The sequence below is a fragment of the Roseomonas sp. KE2513 genome, assembly GCF_016107305.1.
Classification (GTDB): domain Bacteria; phylum Pseudomonadota; class Alphaproteobacteria; order Acetobacterales; family Acetobacteraceae; genus Roseomonas.
Genome location: NZ_RCVR01000031.1, coordinates 38,107 through 53,810 on the forward strand (window position 1 = coordinate 38,107; position 15,704 = coordinate 53,810).

Genomic DNA, 15,704 nt, shown 5'->3' on the forward strand with positions numbered 1-15,704 from the left:
GGCGCAACCACCCTTAGTCTGGCTCCGCCCCTTTAGGACCGACGCGACGATGAGCACCGCCGCCCTTCCCGATGCCGGCTGGAGGCCGTTTCAGCCTCTTGCCGACGAAGTGTGGCCTCAGGCACCGCTGCGCGCGGCCGTGACGGCGGCCTACCGACGCCTTGAGGAAAGGTGCCTGCCCTCTCTGGTCGAGGCAGCCGCGCTGCCGCAGGAGGCGGATGCAAGAGCTGCCTCCCTCGCCCGCCGCCTCGTCGCGGCGCTCCGCACCAAGCGCCGGGGTGGCGGGGTGGAGGCGCTGGTGCAGGAGTTCTCGCTCTCCAGTCAGGAAGGGGTGGCACTGATGTGCCTCGCCGAGGCTCTGCTGCGCGTACCCGATGCCGCCACGCGCGACGCCCTGATCCGCGACAAGCTTGGCGGCGGGGACTGGGCTGCCCATCTCGGCCATTCCCCTTCCCTTTTCGTCAATGCCGCCACCTGGGGGTTGGTGGTCACGGGTCGGCTCTCCTCCACCAGCAGCGAGGCGGGGCTGGGCGCGACGTTGACCCGGTTGATCGCCCGCGCGGGGGAGCCAGTTATCCGCCGGGGCGTCGACCTCGCCATGCGGATGATGGGCGAGCAATTCGTCACGGGCCAGACGATCGAGGAGGCACTTGCGCGCAGCCGCGCGCTGGAGGCGAAGGGGTTCCGCTACTCCTACGACATGCTCGGCGAGGCCGCGACGACAGCCGAAGACGCCGCGCGCTATCTGCGGGACTACGAGAACGCAATCCACGCCATCGGACAGGCCTCGGCGGGGCGCGGCATTGTCGAAGGCCCGGGCATCTCCATCAAGCTCTCTGCCCTGCACCCGCGGTATGGCCGCGCGCAGAGGGCCCGGGTGATGGCGGAGTTGCTCCCGCGCGTCGTCGGGCTGGCAGCGCTGGCCCGCCGTTACGACATTGGGTTGAACATCGACGCGGAAGAGGCCGACCGACTGGAGCTCTCGCTCGATCTGCTGGAAGGCCTTTGCCAGGACGAGGCGCTGGCAGGATGGAACGGCGTGGGCTTCGTCATTCAGGCCTATCAGCGCCGCGCACCCTTCGTCATCGACTTTGTCGTCGATCTCGCCCGCCGCACAGGGCGGCGCATGATGGTGAGGCTGGTCAAGGGTGCTTACTGGGACAGCGAGATCAAGCGCGCCCAGGTGGACGGCCTGGAGGGCTTTCCCGTCTTTACGCGCAAGATCCACACGGACGTTTCCTACCTCGCCTGCGCCCGCAGGCTCCTGGCAGCGCACGATGCGGTCTTCCCGCAATTCGCCACCCACAACGCGCGTACCGTGGCCGCGATCCACGAGATGGCGAACCCGGCGGCATGGCACCCGCGGCAGTACGAGTTCCAGTGCCTGCACGGCATGGGGGAGCCGCTCTACGAGGAGGTGGTCGGGCATGACCGCCTCAATCGCCCCTGCCGCATCTACGCCCCCGTGGGCACGCACGAGACGCTGCTGGCCTATCTCGTCCGTCGCCTGCTGGAGAACGGCGCCAACTCCTCCTTCGTGAACCGCATCAACGACCCGGACGTGCCGGTGGAGGTGCTGATAGCGGACCCGGTGGCGGAGGCGCGCTCCCTTTCGCCACTCGGCCGCCCGCATGACGGCATCGCGCAGCCGCGCGACCTGTTCGGTGATACGCGCCGCAACTCCGCCGGGCTGGACCTGACGAACGAGGATCGCCTCGCCGCGCTGGCGGAGGCTTTGCAGGGGGGTGCCGCACCGGTCCGCGCGGCTCCTCTGCTGGGCAGCGGCGCCATGGATGGCGAGGCCCGGGAGGTCCGCAACCCCGCGGACCGTCGTGACCTGGTGGGCCACGTCGTGGAGGCGGCGGACGACATCGTGGACGCCGCCCTGGCACAGGCCGAGGCAGCCGCGCCTGGCTGGGCTGCCGTGCCGCCCGCGGAGCGCGCCGCCATGCTGGAGCGCGCGGCCGGGCTGATGGAAGCCCGCATGGCCCGGCTGCTCGGCCCTATCATTCGCGAAGCCGGCAAATCTCTGCCCAACGCGGTCGGTGAGGTGCGGGAAGCCGTGGACTTTCTGCGCTACTACGCCGCGCAGGCGCGTGGCTTCGGCGCGGAGCACCGCCCGCTCGGCCCTGTGGTCTGCATCTCGCCTTGGAACTTCCCGGTGGCCATCTTTACGGGGCAGGTCGCGGCCGCGCTCGTGGCAGGGAATCCCGTGCTGGCGAAGCCGGCCGAGGAGGTGCCGCTGATCGCCTCCCTGGTTGTGGGCCTGCTGCGCGATGCAGGGGTGCCGCCCGCTGTCCTTCAGCTCCTGCCTGGTGATGGCAGGGTGGGGGCGCGGCTGGTCGCCGACCCGCGCACGCAGGGCGTGATGTTCACCGGCTCCACCGACGTCGCGCAACAGATCCAGCGCCAGCTCGCCGGGCGCTTGGGCGCCACGCGCCAGCCCATCCCCTTCATCGCGGAAACGGGCGGGCAGAACGCGCTGGTGGTGGATAGCTCGGCGCTGCCGGAGCAGGTAGTAGCGGACGTTCTCGCCTCTGCCTTCGATAGCGCGGGCCAGCGCTGCTCCGCCCTTCGCGTGCTCTGCCTGCAGGACGACGTGGCGGAGAGGGTGGTGACGATGCTCAAGGGCGCGCTGGCCGAGCTTTCGGTCGGCAACCCCGACCGGCTCTCCATCGATGTCGGCCCCGTCATTACCGAGGAGGCGCGGGCCGGCATCCAGAGCCATGTGGATGCCATGCGCGAGGCAGGCCGCCCGGTGCACGCGCTATCCCTGCCGGAGACGTGCCGCCACGGCAGCTTCGTCGCGCCGGTCATCATCGAGATCAGCGGCATCGCGGAGCTGAAGCGAGAGATCTTCGGCCCCGTGCTGCACGTTCTGCGCTTCCCACGCGATGGGATGGACGCGCTGATGCGCGACATCAACGCCACCGGCTACGGCCTGACCTTCGGCGTGCACTCCCGCATCGACGAGACAATCGAGCGCCTCACGGCCCGATCAGGCGCGGGCAACATCTACGTCAATCGCAACCTGATCGGCGCTGTGGTCGGCGTGCAGCCCTTCGGCGGCCACGGCCTGTCTGGCACGGGCCCGAAGGCGGGCGGGCCGCTCTACTTGCGCCGCCTCCTCTCGGCCTGCCCGGCTGAGCCACCTCTTCCCGCCACGCCGCCCCTTCGCGCCCTGCACGCTCTGACGGACTGGCTGCGGGCGCGGGATGAGGCCGCACTGGCTGACCGCTGCGCCCGCCAGGGCGCGCCCGCGCGGGCTGGGCTGGAGATCGAGCTGCCCGGCCCGGTGGGCGAGCGGAATCTCTATGCCCTGCACCCCCGCGGCACCGTGCTGTGCCGCGCCGCGACGCGCGACGGGCTGCTCGTGCAACTCGCGGCGTGCCTGGCCACCGGCAATTCCGCGCGGATCTCGGCAGCGGATTTCGCCAAGCTTGGGGAACTGCCACCGTCCGCCACGGCCCAAGTCGGCGAAGGTGGCGTCGGCATGGCTGACGCTGTCCTCTTCGAGGGTGGCGAGGGGTCTTTGCACGGCTTGCTGCGGGAGGTCGCGGAAGCTCCTGGACCCATCCGCCCGGTCATCACCGAGCGGGACGGCCTCTACCCGCTCGACATGCTGGTGGCGGAGCGCTCCACGAGCACCAACACCGCGGCGGCCGGCGGGAACGCCAGCCTGATGAGCCTCTGACCCGGCCGCCCCGCCTCTGGCGGCCTGCGGGGCGTCAGGCCGCCATCGCCACGCCGTCCCGCTGCGGGTCGGCGCCGCCGGTGCAGCGGCCATCCCGGACCAGTAAGCCGTGCGGCGCGCCGAAGGCGTGGCTCTGGTAGGACCGGGCGACAGGATAGCCCATGGCCTCCAGCGCCGCCTGCGTGGCGTGCGGGATGCGGTTGCACAGGTCGATCGTGTCGCTCAGCGCGACGATGCGCGGCGCGGCCACCGCGTCGCTCATGCTCATGCCGAAATCAACCACGTTCATGACCGCCTGCGCCAGGGCCGGCACGATGTAGGTGCCGCCGGGCGCGGCCAGCACCATGCAGGGCGCCCCATCTTCCGATCCGCCGTCGAAGAGCATGGTCGGCGCCATGGCGCTCGCGCGGCTCTTGCCCGGCGCGATGGAGGCGGCACGGCCCGGGCGCGGGTCGAACCCGCTCATGCAGCCATTGTACATGAAGCCCAGCCCATCGGTGATGACGCCGGAGGGAATGCCGAGAGTGTGCGTCAGCGCGACCGCGCCGCCCTGCCCGTCCACCACGCAGACCACAGTCGTGTCGGGCGGGTCGCGCGGCTCCTCGGCTCGGATCACGCGCGCCTTCTCCCTGGCGCGGATACGGGCGGCCACCGCTCCGGTGTGCTCGCGAGACAGCAGGCGCTCCAGCGGCACGTCCACGAAGTCCGGATCGCCCATGTGGGCGTCCTTGTCCACAGTCATCCACTTCATCGCTTCGGCCAGCACACGCAGGTGCTCGGGGCAGCCGTGCTCCATGGAAGCGAGGTCGAAGTGCTCGAGAATGCCGAGTAACTCGATCAAGCATCCGCCACCGGCGGGCGGCGGGTTGGAGGAAACGCGAAGACCGCGATAGTTCCCCCAGACCGGCACCTTCTCGCGCACGCGGTAGGCCGCCAGATCCTCCATCGTGATCAGGCCGCCATGGGCGGCCATGTCGGCCGCCATCTCGCGCGCGACGTCACCGCGGTAGAACACATCGGCGCCGCCCTCCGCGATCCGCTCCAGCGTGCGGGCCATGTCGGGGTTACGCAGCGTGTCGCCCGGGCGCTTCAGCCTGCCGTCGGCGCGGAAGTACACCTGCCGCCCCGTCCTGCTGAAGCGCAGCTTGTCCTCCACGTTGACCTGGCCGTCGCCGCCGTGGTCGATTGCCCAATAGTAGTGCATGTAGGGCCGTACCATCACGCCTCGATGGGCCTGGGCGATCGCGGGGGCCATCACTTCCCGCAGCGGCATGGTGCCGAAGCGCGAGAGCGCCTCCGCGTAGCCGGCCACGTTGCCGGGGGTGCCGATGGAGCCGTAACCGGCGTCATTGCTCCTGTCGTTCAGCAGGAAAACAAAGCCGTCCCGCGACTGGCCCACGAACTTGTCCGCCCACATCTCCGGCGTGGCGGAAAGCGGGGCGCGGGCGAAGAATTCCAGCACCGTATGCACCCCCTGGCTGGGCATGCAGACCTGCATCGCCCCAAAGCCGGCCAGGCCGCACATCTGCGGATCCACCACGCCCTGGCTGAAGGCGCAGGCAATGGCGGCGTCCACCGCGTTGCCGCCAGCCCGCAGCACCTCCACCCCGGCCTCGGCCGCCTCCGGCTGCGCCGCCACCACCATGCCACGCATTGTCGCTCTCCACAGATCCGGCGAGAACCAGCCGTCCCGGTGATGGGGCGGCGGGGTGTCTCTTTGTCAGTCGATAGCCCGCAAGGGCAGCTCAAGGAAGGAAGCGCGGTCGCCGCCGCGCAGCACGGTCAGCACGGGCGGGCGGCCATGGGGCACCTGCACGCAGTGATCCGCGTCGGCGCCGGCGATGGAGAGCCGGATGCGGCTGCCCGCGCGGAAGCGCCAGGCCGTGGGCAGCAACGGGATGCGGATGCGCTCCGCCCTACCCGGGACAAGCGGCGCCGCGTCCTCGCGGCGGAAGGAGCGGAAGGGCCAGGTGGTGCGATAGGAGGCGGGTGCCGGGCTCTCCTTGCGGTGCAGGGCGCGCAGCAGCCCCTCAGTGACGTAGCGCACGGTCCCGTCCACCTCGACCTCGGAGAGGTAAACAAAGAGGGCGGCGTCCGGCTCAGAGGACGCGATCCAGAGGTCGGCAAGGCCGTGCCCCGCCATTTCGCTGTCCACCGCGAGTGGCTGGGAGGTCCAGGAGAGCAACTCTGCCTGCCGCTCCGCCCAGTCCGCGTAGTAAGTGGTGCTGTTGATGCCCGCGATGCGCTCGTAGCGCGTGCCGCGGCCGGAGCCGGCCGCGAAGTCGGCGCGGGTGCTGTCCTCCCCTTCCTCGTCCGGCGCCTCGGCCAGCGCACCCCCGGCCGCGAAGGCGAGGCGGCGCGTCTCGGGCACCGGCGGCCAGAACGGCGCGCCGCACCATCTCTCCGCGTGCATCGCGAAGTAATGGACCCGCTCCTCAGCATCGAGGCCGGTGTCGCGCCCCATGAGGTAGTGGTCGAGGAAGCGCGTCAGCTCGCCGAGCAGGTCGAAATCGGGGGCCGTTTCCCGTCGCCAAGGGGAGACGTTGCAGCGCGCCCCGTGATCCCAGGGGCCGAGAAGCAGGTGGACCGGGTTGCTCTTCAGCGTCAGGAAGCGGCTGATCGCGCCGTTCGCGTAGCCCGCGCCGTCCATCCAGCCGGAGCAGGCGAGAACCGCAACGTCCGGCCGGATGCCGTCCCGCACGGAGTAGGGGCTGAAGGAGGCGGAGGAGAAGCCGGGGTCGTAGGGCAGCGCCTCTTCGCGGAAGCGGAACTCGCCCATGAAGTCGGGCTGGCGGAAGTTGCCGAGGTGCTCGTGGATCGCCTGGGCGAGCAGCGCGCCCTCCGGATCCTCGTCCACGGGGTGCGGGCCACGCAAGTCGGGGTTGGCGTAGTAGACGTAGTCCCGCAGCAGGTCGCGCCGGTCGTGATCCATAGCGACCATCAGCTCGTCATAGGACCGGGCCAGTTCCTTCAGCAGGATGCCGCCGGGGTAGTAGTTGTCGGCATATGTGTCCCAGACGGCGAAGAGCGGCGCGATTGCCTTCACCGCAGGATGCCCTGTGCTCGCCAGGAAATCCGAGGCGGCGCCGGGATAGGAGATACCGGTCGCGCCGATGCGCCCGTCGGACCAGGGCTGCGCCACCACCCAATCGGCAATCTGGTAGCTGTCTTCGCGCTCCTTGGGCGAGCGGAAGCTGTCGCGCGTGCCGAAGCTGGCGCCGGTGCCGCGCACGTCCACCACCACTACCGCGTAGCCGCGCGGGACCAGGTGTCGCACGAACTTACCCGCATTCGGGATGGGATCGGCTTCGCTTCCTGGTGCGACGGCGAAGCGGCGATAGTAGGGCGTCAGGATCAGCACCGCCGGCACTGGTCCCGTCGCGCCCTCGGGCAGCCAGGCATCCAGCGCGATCCGGCAGCCGTCCCGCATCGGCAGGTAGCGGGAAAGCGGCTGGGCCGGCAGGGCGAAGGGCGCCTCCCGCCTGGCCGCGTAGGCGCTCGGCGATACCTTCCAGGCGGTGCTGTCGCGGTCGCTGTCGGACATGCGGCTCCTCTCGTGCGTCCCGGCTGGACGGGGTGGAACCTCGTCGCGGGCGGCCAGCGATGGACCGGCAGGCGGACCGCGTCAAACCCCCGCGACGGCCAGGGGACCGGCGTCGCACCACCCGGAGCGGTGAGGCCCTGGCGCGGGCGCCGTAGATTCCTCAACATGCCAGGTCTTTGCTTGTGGCTGCTTCGATGCGCAGACTCGGGACGCACGAGGGCAGGAGCGAGGAGCAGAGCATGCCGGGCGCGGACTTCATGCAGGAGCGCCAAGCGGGGTGGGGCATGCGACCGGCCGCGGCCCTGCTCGACCTGCCCTCCACCGGCACGTCGGTGATCCGCTGGAGTCGCGACGGGGCCAGCGCCTTTGAGATGCGGCCGCTGCTGTCCGACCACACCATCGTCTCGCTCAACCTTCGCCCCATGCGGGCGGAGGCCTGGCTGGGGCAGAGGAAGGTCTGGGCCGGTCCCATCGGGCCCCACGCGGTGCGGATCGTGCCTCCCGGGGTGGAACGCCGCTGGTCCACAGCCGATCCCTTCGACCTGCTGCACGTCATGCTGCCGCCGCGGGCCTTCCGGTCGGTGGCCGGGCGAGGGTGCGGACCATTCACCTTGTCAGACCCGCTATACGGGTCCGACACCCTCATCCGGCAGCTGGGCCTGCAGGTTCTCGACGCGATGGAGGGTGGCGGACCTTATCTGACGGAACTGGCGGACGGTCTCTGCCGGGCGCTGGTCGCCCACCTGCTGCGTCGTTATCACCTTCCCGCCCCGTCCAGCCCGCCCACCCCGTCCCTCGCCCTTTCACCGGCCCGCCTGCGGCGGGTTGAAGCGCTGGTCCGCGCCCGGCTGGCGGAGGAGTTGACGGTGGCGGAGATGGCGGGCGCGGCCGGCTACAGCGAGTTCCACTTCGCCAGGCTCTTCCGCGGCGCGACCGGCCGCACGCCACACCGCTACCTGCAAGAGGCGCGCATCGCCCACGCCTGCGGGCTGCTGCGGGAGGGCCGGGACGGTGTTCTGGCCGTGGCTCTCGACTGCGGCTTCAAGGACGCCTCCCACTTCTCCCGCGTCTTCCACGCCCGAATGGGCATCACGCCGCGGGCGTATCGGAACGGGCCCGCCTAGCCTGGAGCAGGATCAGCACGATTTCCGCCGTTTCCGATGGGTGGAGCGGGTGCGCCTGCCCTAACGTCCCTGCGCCAGTAGGCCGCCGACAGGCGGTTGGGGGAGCGCCAGGATGACAAAATCGGTCATCGACGACCTGATGGGCCGGCAGGGAGCCATCCGCGCCCGGCTGGACGCCTTCCTGCGCCTGCCGAGCGTCAGCGCCGATCCGGGCTTCGCGGAGGGGATGGAGGCCGCGCGCGACTTCCTGCTGGACTGGCTGCGCGGGATCGGCCTCTCCGACGTGCGGCTGCTGGACGGCGGCGGCGAGCCTGCCGTCTACGCGGCCTGGGAGGGGGCGCCGGGCCGCCCCACCCTGCTGGTCTACGGCCACTACGACGTGCAGCCCCCTGCCCCCCTCGCGGCCTGGCGTACCGACCCCTTCGAGCCCGTGCAAAAGGGCGGGCGCCTTTATGCGCGCGGCGCCTCGGACGTGAAGGGCTCCACCACCATCGCGATCGAAGCGGTGGCCGCGTTCCTCCGCGTGACCGGGCGTTGCCCGGCGAACCTGAAGTTTTTCCTGGAGGGCGAGGAGGAGACCGGCAGCCCCAGCCTGCGCGAGCTGGTACGGCGTCACGGTGAGCTGCTGCGAGCCGACGCCGTGATCTCGGCCGATGGCGGCCGTGCGAGCGAGACCATCCCTACCATCAATGTCGGCGCGCGCGGAATCGCGGGCCTGGAAGTGGCGCTGCGCAGCGCTGACAAGGAGCTGCATTCCGGCCGCTACGGCGGCGCCGTGCGCAACGCACTGCACGAGATGGCGCGGCTGGTCGCCTCCTTGCACGATGCGGAGGGGCGGATCGCCGTGCAGGGCTTCCTGGCGGCCGTGCCGGCGTTGACCCCAAATCAGCGGACCGACACGGCGGCCTTCCCGCTGGACGAGGCCACCTTTTGCGGTGAGGTGGGCGCTGCCGCCTTCGGCGAGCCCGGTTACACTCTGCGCGAGCGCCTGACGCTGCGCCCGGCCATCGACGTGAACGGGATGTGGGGCGGCTACACGGGCGCGGGCAGCAAGACCGTGATCCCGGACGAGGCCTTCGCTAAGATCACCATGCGCCTCGTTCCCGGCCAGGATCCGGAGCGGGCGGTGGCGGTGGTGGCCGAGCACCTCGCGCGCCACTGCCCCTCCGGTGTTTCGCTGCGGATCACGCCGAAGAGCGGCAATTCCCCCGCTTCGAGCCTCGCGGAGGACCATCCCCTGCTGCGCGCGGGCTCGGCGGTGCTGGAGCGGCTGATGGGACGACCACCGGTGCCGGTGCGGCTCGGTGCCACAGTGCCGGTGACGGCGCTGTTCCAGGAGCTGCTTGGGATCGACACGCTGATGTTCGGCTTCAACCTGCCGGACGAGGACGTGCACGCGCCGAACGAGTTCTTCCACCTCGATTCCATCCCGCTCGGGCTGCAGGCCTGGGCGATGCTGCTGACCGAGTTGGGCGGGATGGCAGAGGCGGATTTTGCGCCATTCCGGCGCACCGTGAGGGGAGGCCCGGCATGAAGGGCATGGTGGTGGCGGCCCAGCCAGAGGCGGCTGAGGCCGGGGTGCTGACGCTTCGGCGGGGCGGCAACGCGGTCGACGCTGCGATCGCCGCGGCCTTCGTGCAGGGCGTAGTGGACCCGCTGATGACGGGAATCGCGGGCTACGGGACCATGCAGGTCTACATGCCCCATCGCGGCGTTCACCAGCACCTGACCTTCTACGCCCGCGCCCCGCGCGCGGCGCGGCCGGAGATGTGGACGGACATCGTGACGGGCCAGTCCCGTGACGGCTTCGCCTATCTCGTCAAGGACCACGTGAACGAGATCGGCTACCTGGCCCCAGGGACGCCCGGGAATCTGCGCGGCTACACCGACGCCCTCTCCGACTTCGGTACGATGGAGCTGGCCGACGTCATGCGTCCGGCTATCGAGCAAGCACGGAGCGGCTTCATGGTGCGCCCCTATGTCCACTACTACTGGACGCTGGACCAGCGCGCGACGGGGATGCTGAACCCCGCGGACCTCCTTCGCTTCAGCAGCACAGGGCGCGAGATCTACTGTGCGCCGGACGGAACGCCGAAGAGGCCGGGCCAGACCGTCTCCAACCCCGACATGGCGCGCTCGCTGGAGCGGATCGCACGGCACGGGCCGGATGTCTTCTACTGCGGGGAGATGGCGGAGGAAATCGTTGCGGACTTCCGGCGCCATGGCGGCCTGCTCTCCATAGAGGACCTGCGGAACTACCGTACCCTGCGCAGCGATCCCGTATGGGGCAGCTATCGCGGTCACCGCGTGGCCAGCCTGCAGGCACCCGGCGGCGGGCTGAGCCTCGTGCAGCTGCTGCACATACTGGAGAGGTTCGACATCGGCGCGCTGGAGCACGGCAGCGCCGAGCACCTCCGCATCCTCGCGGAGGCGATGAAGCAGGTGGCCATCGACAAGGACACCCATATCGGTGACCCGGAATTTGTCGAGGTTCCCGTGGAGATGCTGCTCTCGAAGGACCGTGCGGCAGAGATCGCGGCCCGCATCCGGCGCGGGGAGAAGGCGCATGTCGCCCGCATGCCCTACGAGGCGGCCGACACCACCCATGTCACGGTCATGGACGCCGAGGGCAATGCGGTGGCACTGACGCACACGCTCGGCAATCCCTCCGGCGTCATCACGGACGGGATGGGCTTCATGTACAACGGGCTGATGAACGGCTTCGATCCCCGCCCCGGGCGTGCGGGATCCATCGCGCCAGGGAAGAGCCGGACGTCCTCCCAGTGCCCGACGATCGTATTCCGGGGGGATGCCCCCTACATCGTCCTTGGCGCACCGGGGGGCACCGCCATCGTGCCGGCCCTCACACAGGGAATCAGCAACGTGATCGACTTCGGCATGACGATGTTCGAGGCTGTCGCCGCGCCGCGCATTTCTGTCAACAGCGACACGATCGACGTATCAAACCGCATCCCGCGCTACGTGACCGACGCCCTGGAGGCGCAGGGCTACCCGATCGCCCGCTCCTACATGGGCTTCGCCTTCGCGGCGATCCATGCCATTCGCGTGGAGGACGGGCGGCTGACGGGTGGTGCGGACCCGCAGCGCGATGGCGTGGCGCTGGCGGCGTGAGCCGGAAGAGGCCTTCCCGGTAAAGCCGGGTGATGCGAATAGCGCTTCTCCCGCGGCGATGGCGGGCAAGAGAGGCAGGAATGGTGAAGGAGATGTCCCATGCAGCGCCGTAACCTTCTGGCGGCGGCAGCGTCGCTGACCGTCTTCCCGACCGTGCTTCCCCGCGGCGCCCGGGCCGCCGGCACCGATCTGGAGATCGGGCTCGGCGGAGCCTTTACGACGATCGACCCGCATTTCTTCCACGCGACGCCGAACCACACCGTGGCGATGCACATGTTCGAACGGTTGGTGGACCGGACGCCGGACGGCAAGCTTGTGCCCGTGCTTGCGGAGAGCTGGAGATCCATCAGCGACACCCTCTGGGAGTTCAAGCTGCGCCCGGGCGTGAAGTTCCACGACGGCGGCGAGCTGACGGCCGACGACGTCGTCTTCACCTTCGAGCGCGCGCCAAACGTGCCGAACAGCCCGGGCGGATTCGGCACCTTCCTGCGCGCTGTCAGCCGGTTGGAGGTGCCGGACGCGCTGACGCTCCGCGTCCACACCCACCAGCCCGCACCGGATCTGCTGCTGAACCTAACCTATGTCGGCATCCTCTCCCGCCGTGCCGGCGAGGGTGCCTCGACCGCCGACTACAACTCCGGCAAAGCCGCCATCGGAACGGGCCCGTACCGCTTCGTTTCCTTCACACCCGGCAGCCGCGTGGAGATGCGGCGATTCGACGGCTGGTGGGGGCCGAAGCAGCCCTGGGAGAAGGTGACGCTACGATTGCTCTCTAACCCGGCGGCACGCAGCGCGGCGCTGCTCTCCGGCGATGTGGGCGTGATCGACACGCCCTCGGTCAGCGATCTTCCGAAGCTGCGGAGCGAGCCACAGGTATCGGTGGTTTCGGTGGGCGGCATCCGCTGCATGTACCTTGTCCCCGACTTCTCTCGCGAGGGCGAGAGCCCCTTCGTGCTGGGGAACAACGGCCAGCCCCTCCCGAAGAACCCGTTCCGCGACCGTCGGGTGCGCGAGGCGCTCTCCTGCTCCATCCAGCGCTCGGCCCTGGCGGACAGGATCATGCTGAACACCGCCGCACCCACGAACCAGTGGATGCCGGAGGGCGGCTACTCCTACGCGCCCGGCGTCACGGTTCCTGAGTACAACCCGAACCGCGCGCGACAGCTTCTCGCAGAGGCCGGGTTGGGCCAGGGTTTCCGCCTCACCCTTCACACGCCGAACGACCGGTACCCGAACGACGCGCGGCTCGCCCAGGCCGTTGCCCAGATGTGGGCGCGCATCGGCGTGCAGACGAACGTCGAGGCGCTGCCCTGGAGCAGCTTCTTCGGCCGGGGAACGCGGCAGGAGTTCTCCATGGCGCTCTGGGGCTGGGGCAGCCCCACTTTCGAGGGCGGATACATGCTGACGAACTGCATCGCCACTCAGGACAAATCGAGGAACCGGGGTTCCTACAACTACGGGCTCTACTCCAACCCGGAACTGGATCGGTACATTTTCGAGGCGGTGGAGGAGATGGATGAGGCCAAGCGCGAAAGGCTTCTGATCAGCGTCACGGAGCGGACCATGGTGGATATTCCCATTATGCCGATCCTGATGCTCGAGAATCTCTGGGCCACGCGGAAGGACATCTCGATCCAACCGCGGCGAGACGAGCGGACGCTGGCGATGGACATCAAGCCGGCCTGAGACAAACCGCCCCTTCGACTGGAGCGGACCTCGTCAGCGGGTGGGGATGACGCCGGCTCATCCCCACCTTCGCTGCATCATGCCTGGACTTGCGCCGTCCTGACCTTTCAGGGTGTCGGTACTGGGCCTCCTTGAGCGCTTCGGAAGCGCCAAAGGCGATCAGTTTCGTCCTGACCGGTTTGAAGCGCTCCGGGTATGCCGGAGGCGTCGAACGATGAGAGCTTCACACGGAACTCTGTTGCACTGGCATTGCCAAACTGATCCGGGCATCATCACCGGAGCACGGTGGGCCCAAACCTGTCATGGCAGTGACTCAGCCCTATTCCTCCTGCCTTGCGCACGGGATGCTGTTCCGCGCTGGGGTGACGGAGTACCTGTCCAGCCTGTCCCAGGGCTGGCGATCACTGTATGCCTCGACTCAGCGCGAGCAGCCTTATGAGCACAATTGCCCAGGCGTGCAGGACCACCTGCTCGTCCTCCACATGGACGGGCCCGTCCCGGTAGAGCGGGAGCTTTCTCAGGGCCGCGGCACCTCTCTCATCCCGGAGGGAGGGACACATATCATTCCCGGTGGCACAGTCTTCGGCGTTCGCCTGCGCGCGCCGCTGACCAGCCTTCACCTTTACCTCTCGGACGCGGTCCTTCGTGCGGTGGCTGCAGAGTGCGAGATCGGTGACCCGTCCCGTCTGGAGGTCATCCCCCGCTTCGGGGACGTGGACCCGGCCCTCACCCATCTTCTGCTGGCTGTGCGAGACGTGCTCGCCGACGGACATCCCGCAAACAACTGCTACGTGGACCACCTCGCGGCCGCGATCGCCGCAAGGCTCATCCGGCGGCACTCCAGCAGCCCGTCCGCCGCGGCCCAGGCGAAGACGGTTAGGGCTCGTGACATTGCGCCGGCAATAGACTTCATGCGGGCCAACCTTCACCGGTCCATCACCCTCGCCGACATCGCTGCGGCGAGTTCCTGCGGCCCTGTCCAGCTCACAAGGCGCTTCCGCCAGGTCCTGGGCAAGCCGCCGCACCAGTATCTGATCCAGCTCCGCGTCGAGGCGGCCCGCCTCCTGCTCACGGGGTCACGCCTCCCTATCGCCGAGATCGCGCTGGAATGCGGGTTTGCGAGCCAGGAGCACCTGACTCACCTCTTCCGACGGGCTACAGGCATCACTCCCGCCGCCTTCCGCCGACAATCCTGCTGAGCCGTATCTGGCTGAGGCCGTAGGGCGCGCCGCTGGGCGCCCTGCGTGAGCGTTTCATGACGGGATCACGCGCGGATTGTGCAGGCCCGGCCCGGCCTTCCCTGCCTAACATCCAGCCAAGGCCAAAAGGCCGCGAAGGAGGAAACGATGGCCAAGGATTACGTGACGGGGATGCACCACGTCACCTCATGCGTCGGCAAGGCGCAGGAGGATATCGACTTCTTCACCCGCATCATCGGGCAGCGCATGGTGAAGCAGACCGTCCTCTTCGACGGAAGCACGCCGATCTACCATCTCTACTATGGCAACCGGGACGCTCAGCTCGGCACCATCATGACCACCTTTCCCTATCGCCAGGCGGGCATCCGAGGCCGCAAGGGCACCGGTCAGGTGGCGGTGACCGGTTACTCCGTCGCCGAGGATGCACTGGAATTCTGGGCCCGGAGGCTGGAACGCCTGGGCGTGGCGAATGATGGTATCCGTCAGCGCCTGGGCCAGTCCGTCATCCGCTTCGAGCACCCCTCCGGTCTGGAGTTCGAGATGGTCGGCGATAACCGCGACGACCGGGCGGGCTGGACGACCGACGAGATTGAGGAGAAGGACTCTGTCCGCGGCTTCAATGCCGTCACCATGTCAGTTCGGGACCGGATAGAGCAGGAACGCTTCCTCGTGGACGCGGTGGGCTTCCGCAAGACCGCGGAGGACGAGCGCTACCAGCGGTTCGAAATTGCGGAAGGCGGACCGGGCTGCACGGTCGTCGTCCGCCACGACCCCGATGTGCCGCAGGGAAGCTGGACTTTCGGCGAGGGTACGGTCCACCACGTCGCCTTCGCCGTGCGGAACGACGCGGAGCAGATGGAGTTCCGCGAGCAGATTGTCGGCATGGGCTACACGGACTGTTCGGAGTCAAAGGACCGAAACTACTTCCACTCCGTCTATTGCCGCTCGCCCGGCGGCATCCTCTGTGAGTTCGCCACCTCCGACATCGGCTTCACGGTGGACGAGCCCGCGGAAGAGCTGGGCCGGACGCTGCTGCTGCCGCCCTGGTTCGAGAGCCGCCGGGCGGAGATCGTTGCGCCGCTGGAGCCGATCACGGTGCCGGCTTCCTCCCTCGGCAGGAAGGTGCCGGCCTGATCTACCCGGCCGGCCGTTCCCGCAACGCACCACATGCCGTGCGGGAACGCAGCGGAGCACCGCGCGTCGGCCTGGCGTGATCCTCCAAGGAGGCAGCATGGGTACCGTATACGTGCCCTCCGGATTAGCGTGGGCGCAGACTGTGCCGGAGACGGGCGGGTCGGCAGCCTTTGATGCGCGTCCGGTACGCG

At 69.2% G+C, this 15,704-nt stretch carries 9 protein-coding genes; 7 read left to right on the plus strand and 2 right to left on the minus strand.

Annotated elements, in window-relative coordinates; translation table 11 throughout:
• Positions 1 to 49 precede the first annotated feature (49 nt).
• Positions 50 to 3,694, plus strand: a complete 3,645-nt coding sequence (putA, locus tag D9599_RS23155) for a trifunctional transcriptional regulator/proline dehydrogenase/L-glutamate gamma-semialdehyde dehydrogenase (protein WP_198383666.1) — start codon at positions 50 to 52, stop codon at positions 3,692 to 3,694.
• 34 nt (positions 3,695 to 3,728) lie between these two features.
• Here the strand turns inward: putA and ggt (D9599_RS23160) are convergent, their stop codons facing one another.
• Both ggt (D9599_RS23160) and D9599_RS23165 read right to left on the minus strand, forming a co-directional pair.
• Positions 3,729 to 5,348: a gamma-glutamyltransferase gene (gene ggt, locus D9599_RS23160; protein ID WP_198383667.1), complete on the minus strand. Its 1,620-nt coding sequence runs from the start codon at positions 5,346 to 5,348 to the stop codon at positions 3,729 to 3,731.
• Between the two features lie 66 nt (positions 5,349 to 5,414).
• Positions 5,415 to 7,238 (minus strand): CocE/NonD family hydrolase, encoded by a 1,824-nt coding sequence (locus tag D9599_RS23165; RefSeq protein WP_198383668.1) that lies wholly within the window; start codon positions 7,236 to 7,238, stop codon positions 5,415 to 5,417.
• Positions 7,239 to 7,477: 239 nt separating this feature from the next.
• Here D9599_RS23165 and D9599_RS23170 point away from each other — a divergent pair, with 239 nt between their 5' ends.
• From D9599_RS23170 to D9599_RS23195, 6 genes are all read left to right on the plus strand, one after another.
• The gene (locus tag D9599_RS23170; protein ID WP_198383669.1) at positions 7,478 to 8,362 is read left to right on the plus strand and encodes a helix-turn-helix domain-containing protein; all 885 of its coding nucleotides are present in this window, start codon (positions 7,478 to 7,480) and stop codon (positions 8,360 to 8,362) included.
• 112 nt (positions 8,363 to 8,474) lie between these two features.
• A complete protein-coding gene (locus D9599_RS23175) occupies positions 8,475 to 9,896 on the plus strand; it encodes a dipeptidase (protein ID WP_198383670.1) in 1,422 nt (473 codons plus the stop codon).
• Positions 9,893 to 11,494 (plus strand): gamma-glutamyltransferase, encoded by a 1,602-nt coding sequence (gene ggt / locus D9599_RS23180; RefSeq protein ID WP_198383671.1) that lies wholly within the window; start codon positions 9,893 to 9,895, stop codon positions 11,492 to 11,494. The genes D9599_RS23175 and ggt (D9599_RS23180) overlap by 4 nt, the downstream gene beginning before the upstream one ends.
• Positions 11,495 to 11,593: 99 nt before the next feature.
• Positions 11,594 to 13,180, plus strand: a complete 1,587-nt coding sequence (locus D9599_RS23185; RefSeq protein ID WP_198383672.1) for an ABC transporter substrate-binding protein — start codon at positions 11,594 to 11,596, stop codon at positions 13,178 to 13,180.
• Positions 13,181 to 13,482: 302 nt separating this feature from the next.
• Positions 13,483 to 14,379: an AraC family transcriptional regulator gene (locus D9599_RS23190; RefSeq protein WP_198383673.1), complete on the plus strand. Its 897-nt coding sequence runs from the start codon at positions 13,483 to 13,485 to the stop codon at positions 14,377 to 14,379.
• A 147-nt stretch (positions 14,380 to 14,526) separates the two neighbouring features.
• Positions 14,527 to 15,513 (plus strand): ring-cleaving dioxygenase, encoded by a 987-nt coding sequence (locus D9599_RS23195; RefSeq protein ID WP_198383674.1) that lies wholly within the window; start codon positions 14,527 to 14,529, stop codon positions 15,511 to 15,513.
• The last annotated feature ends 191 nt before the right edge of the window (positions 15,514 to 15,704 follow it).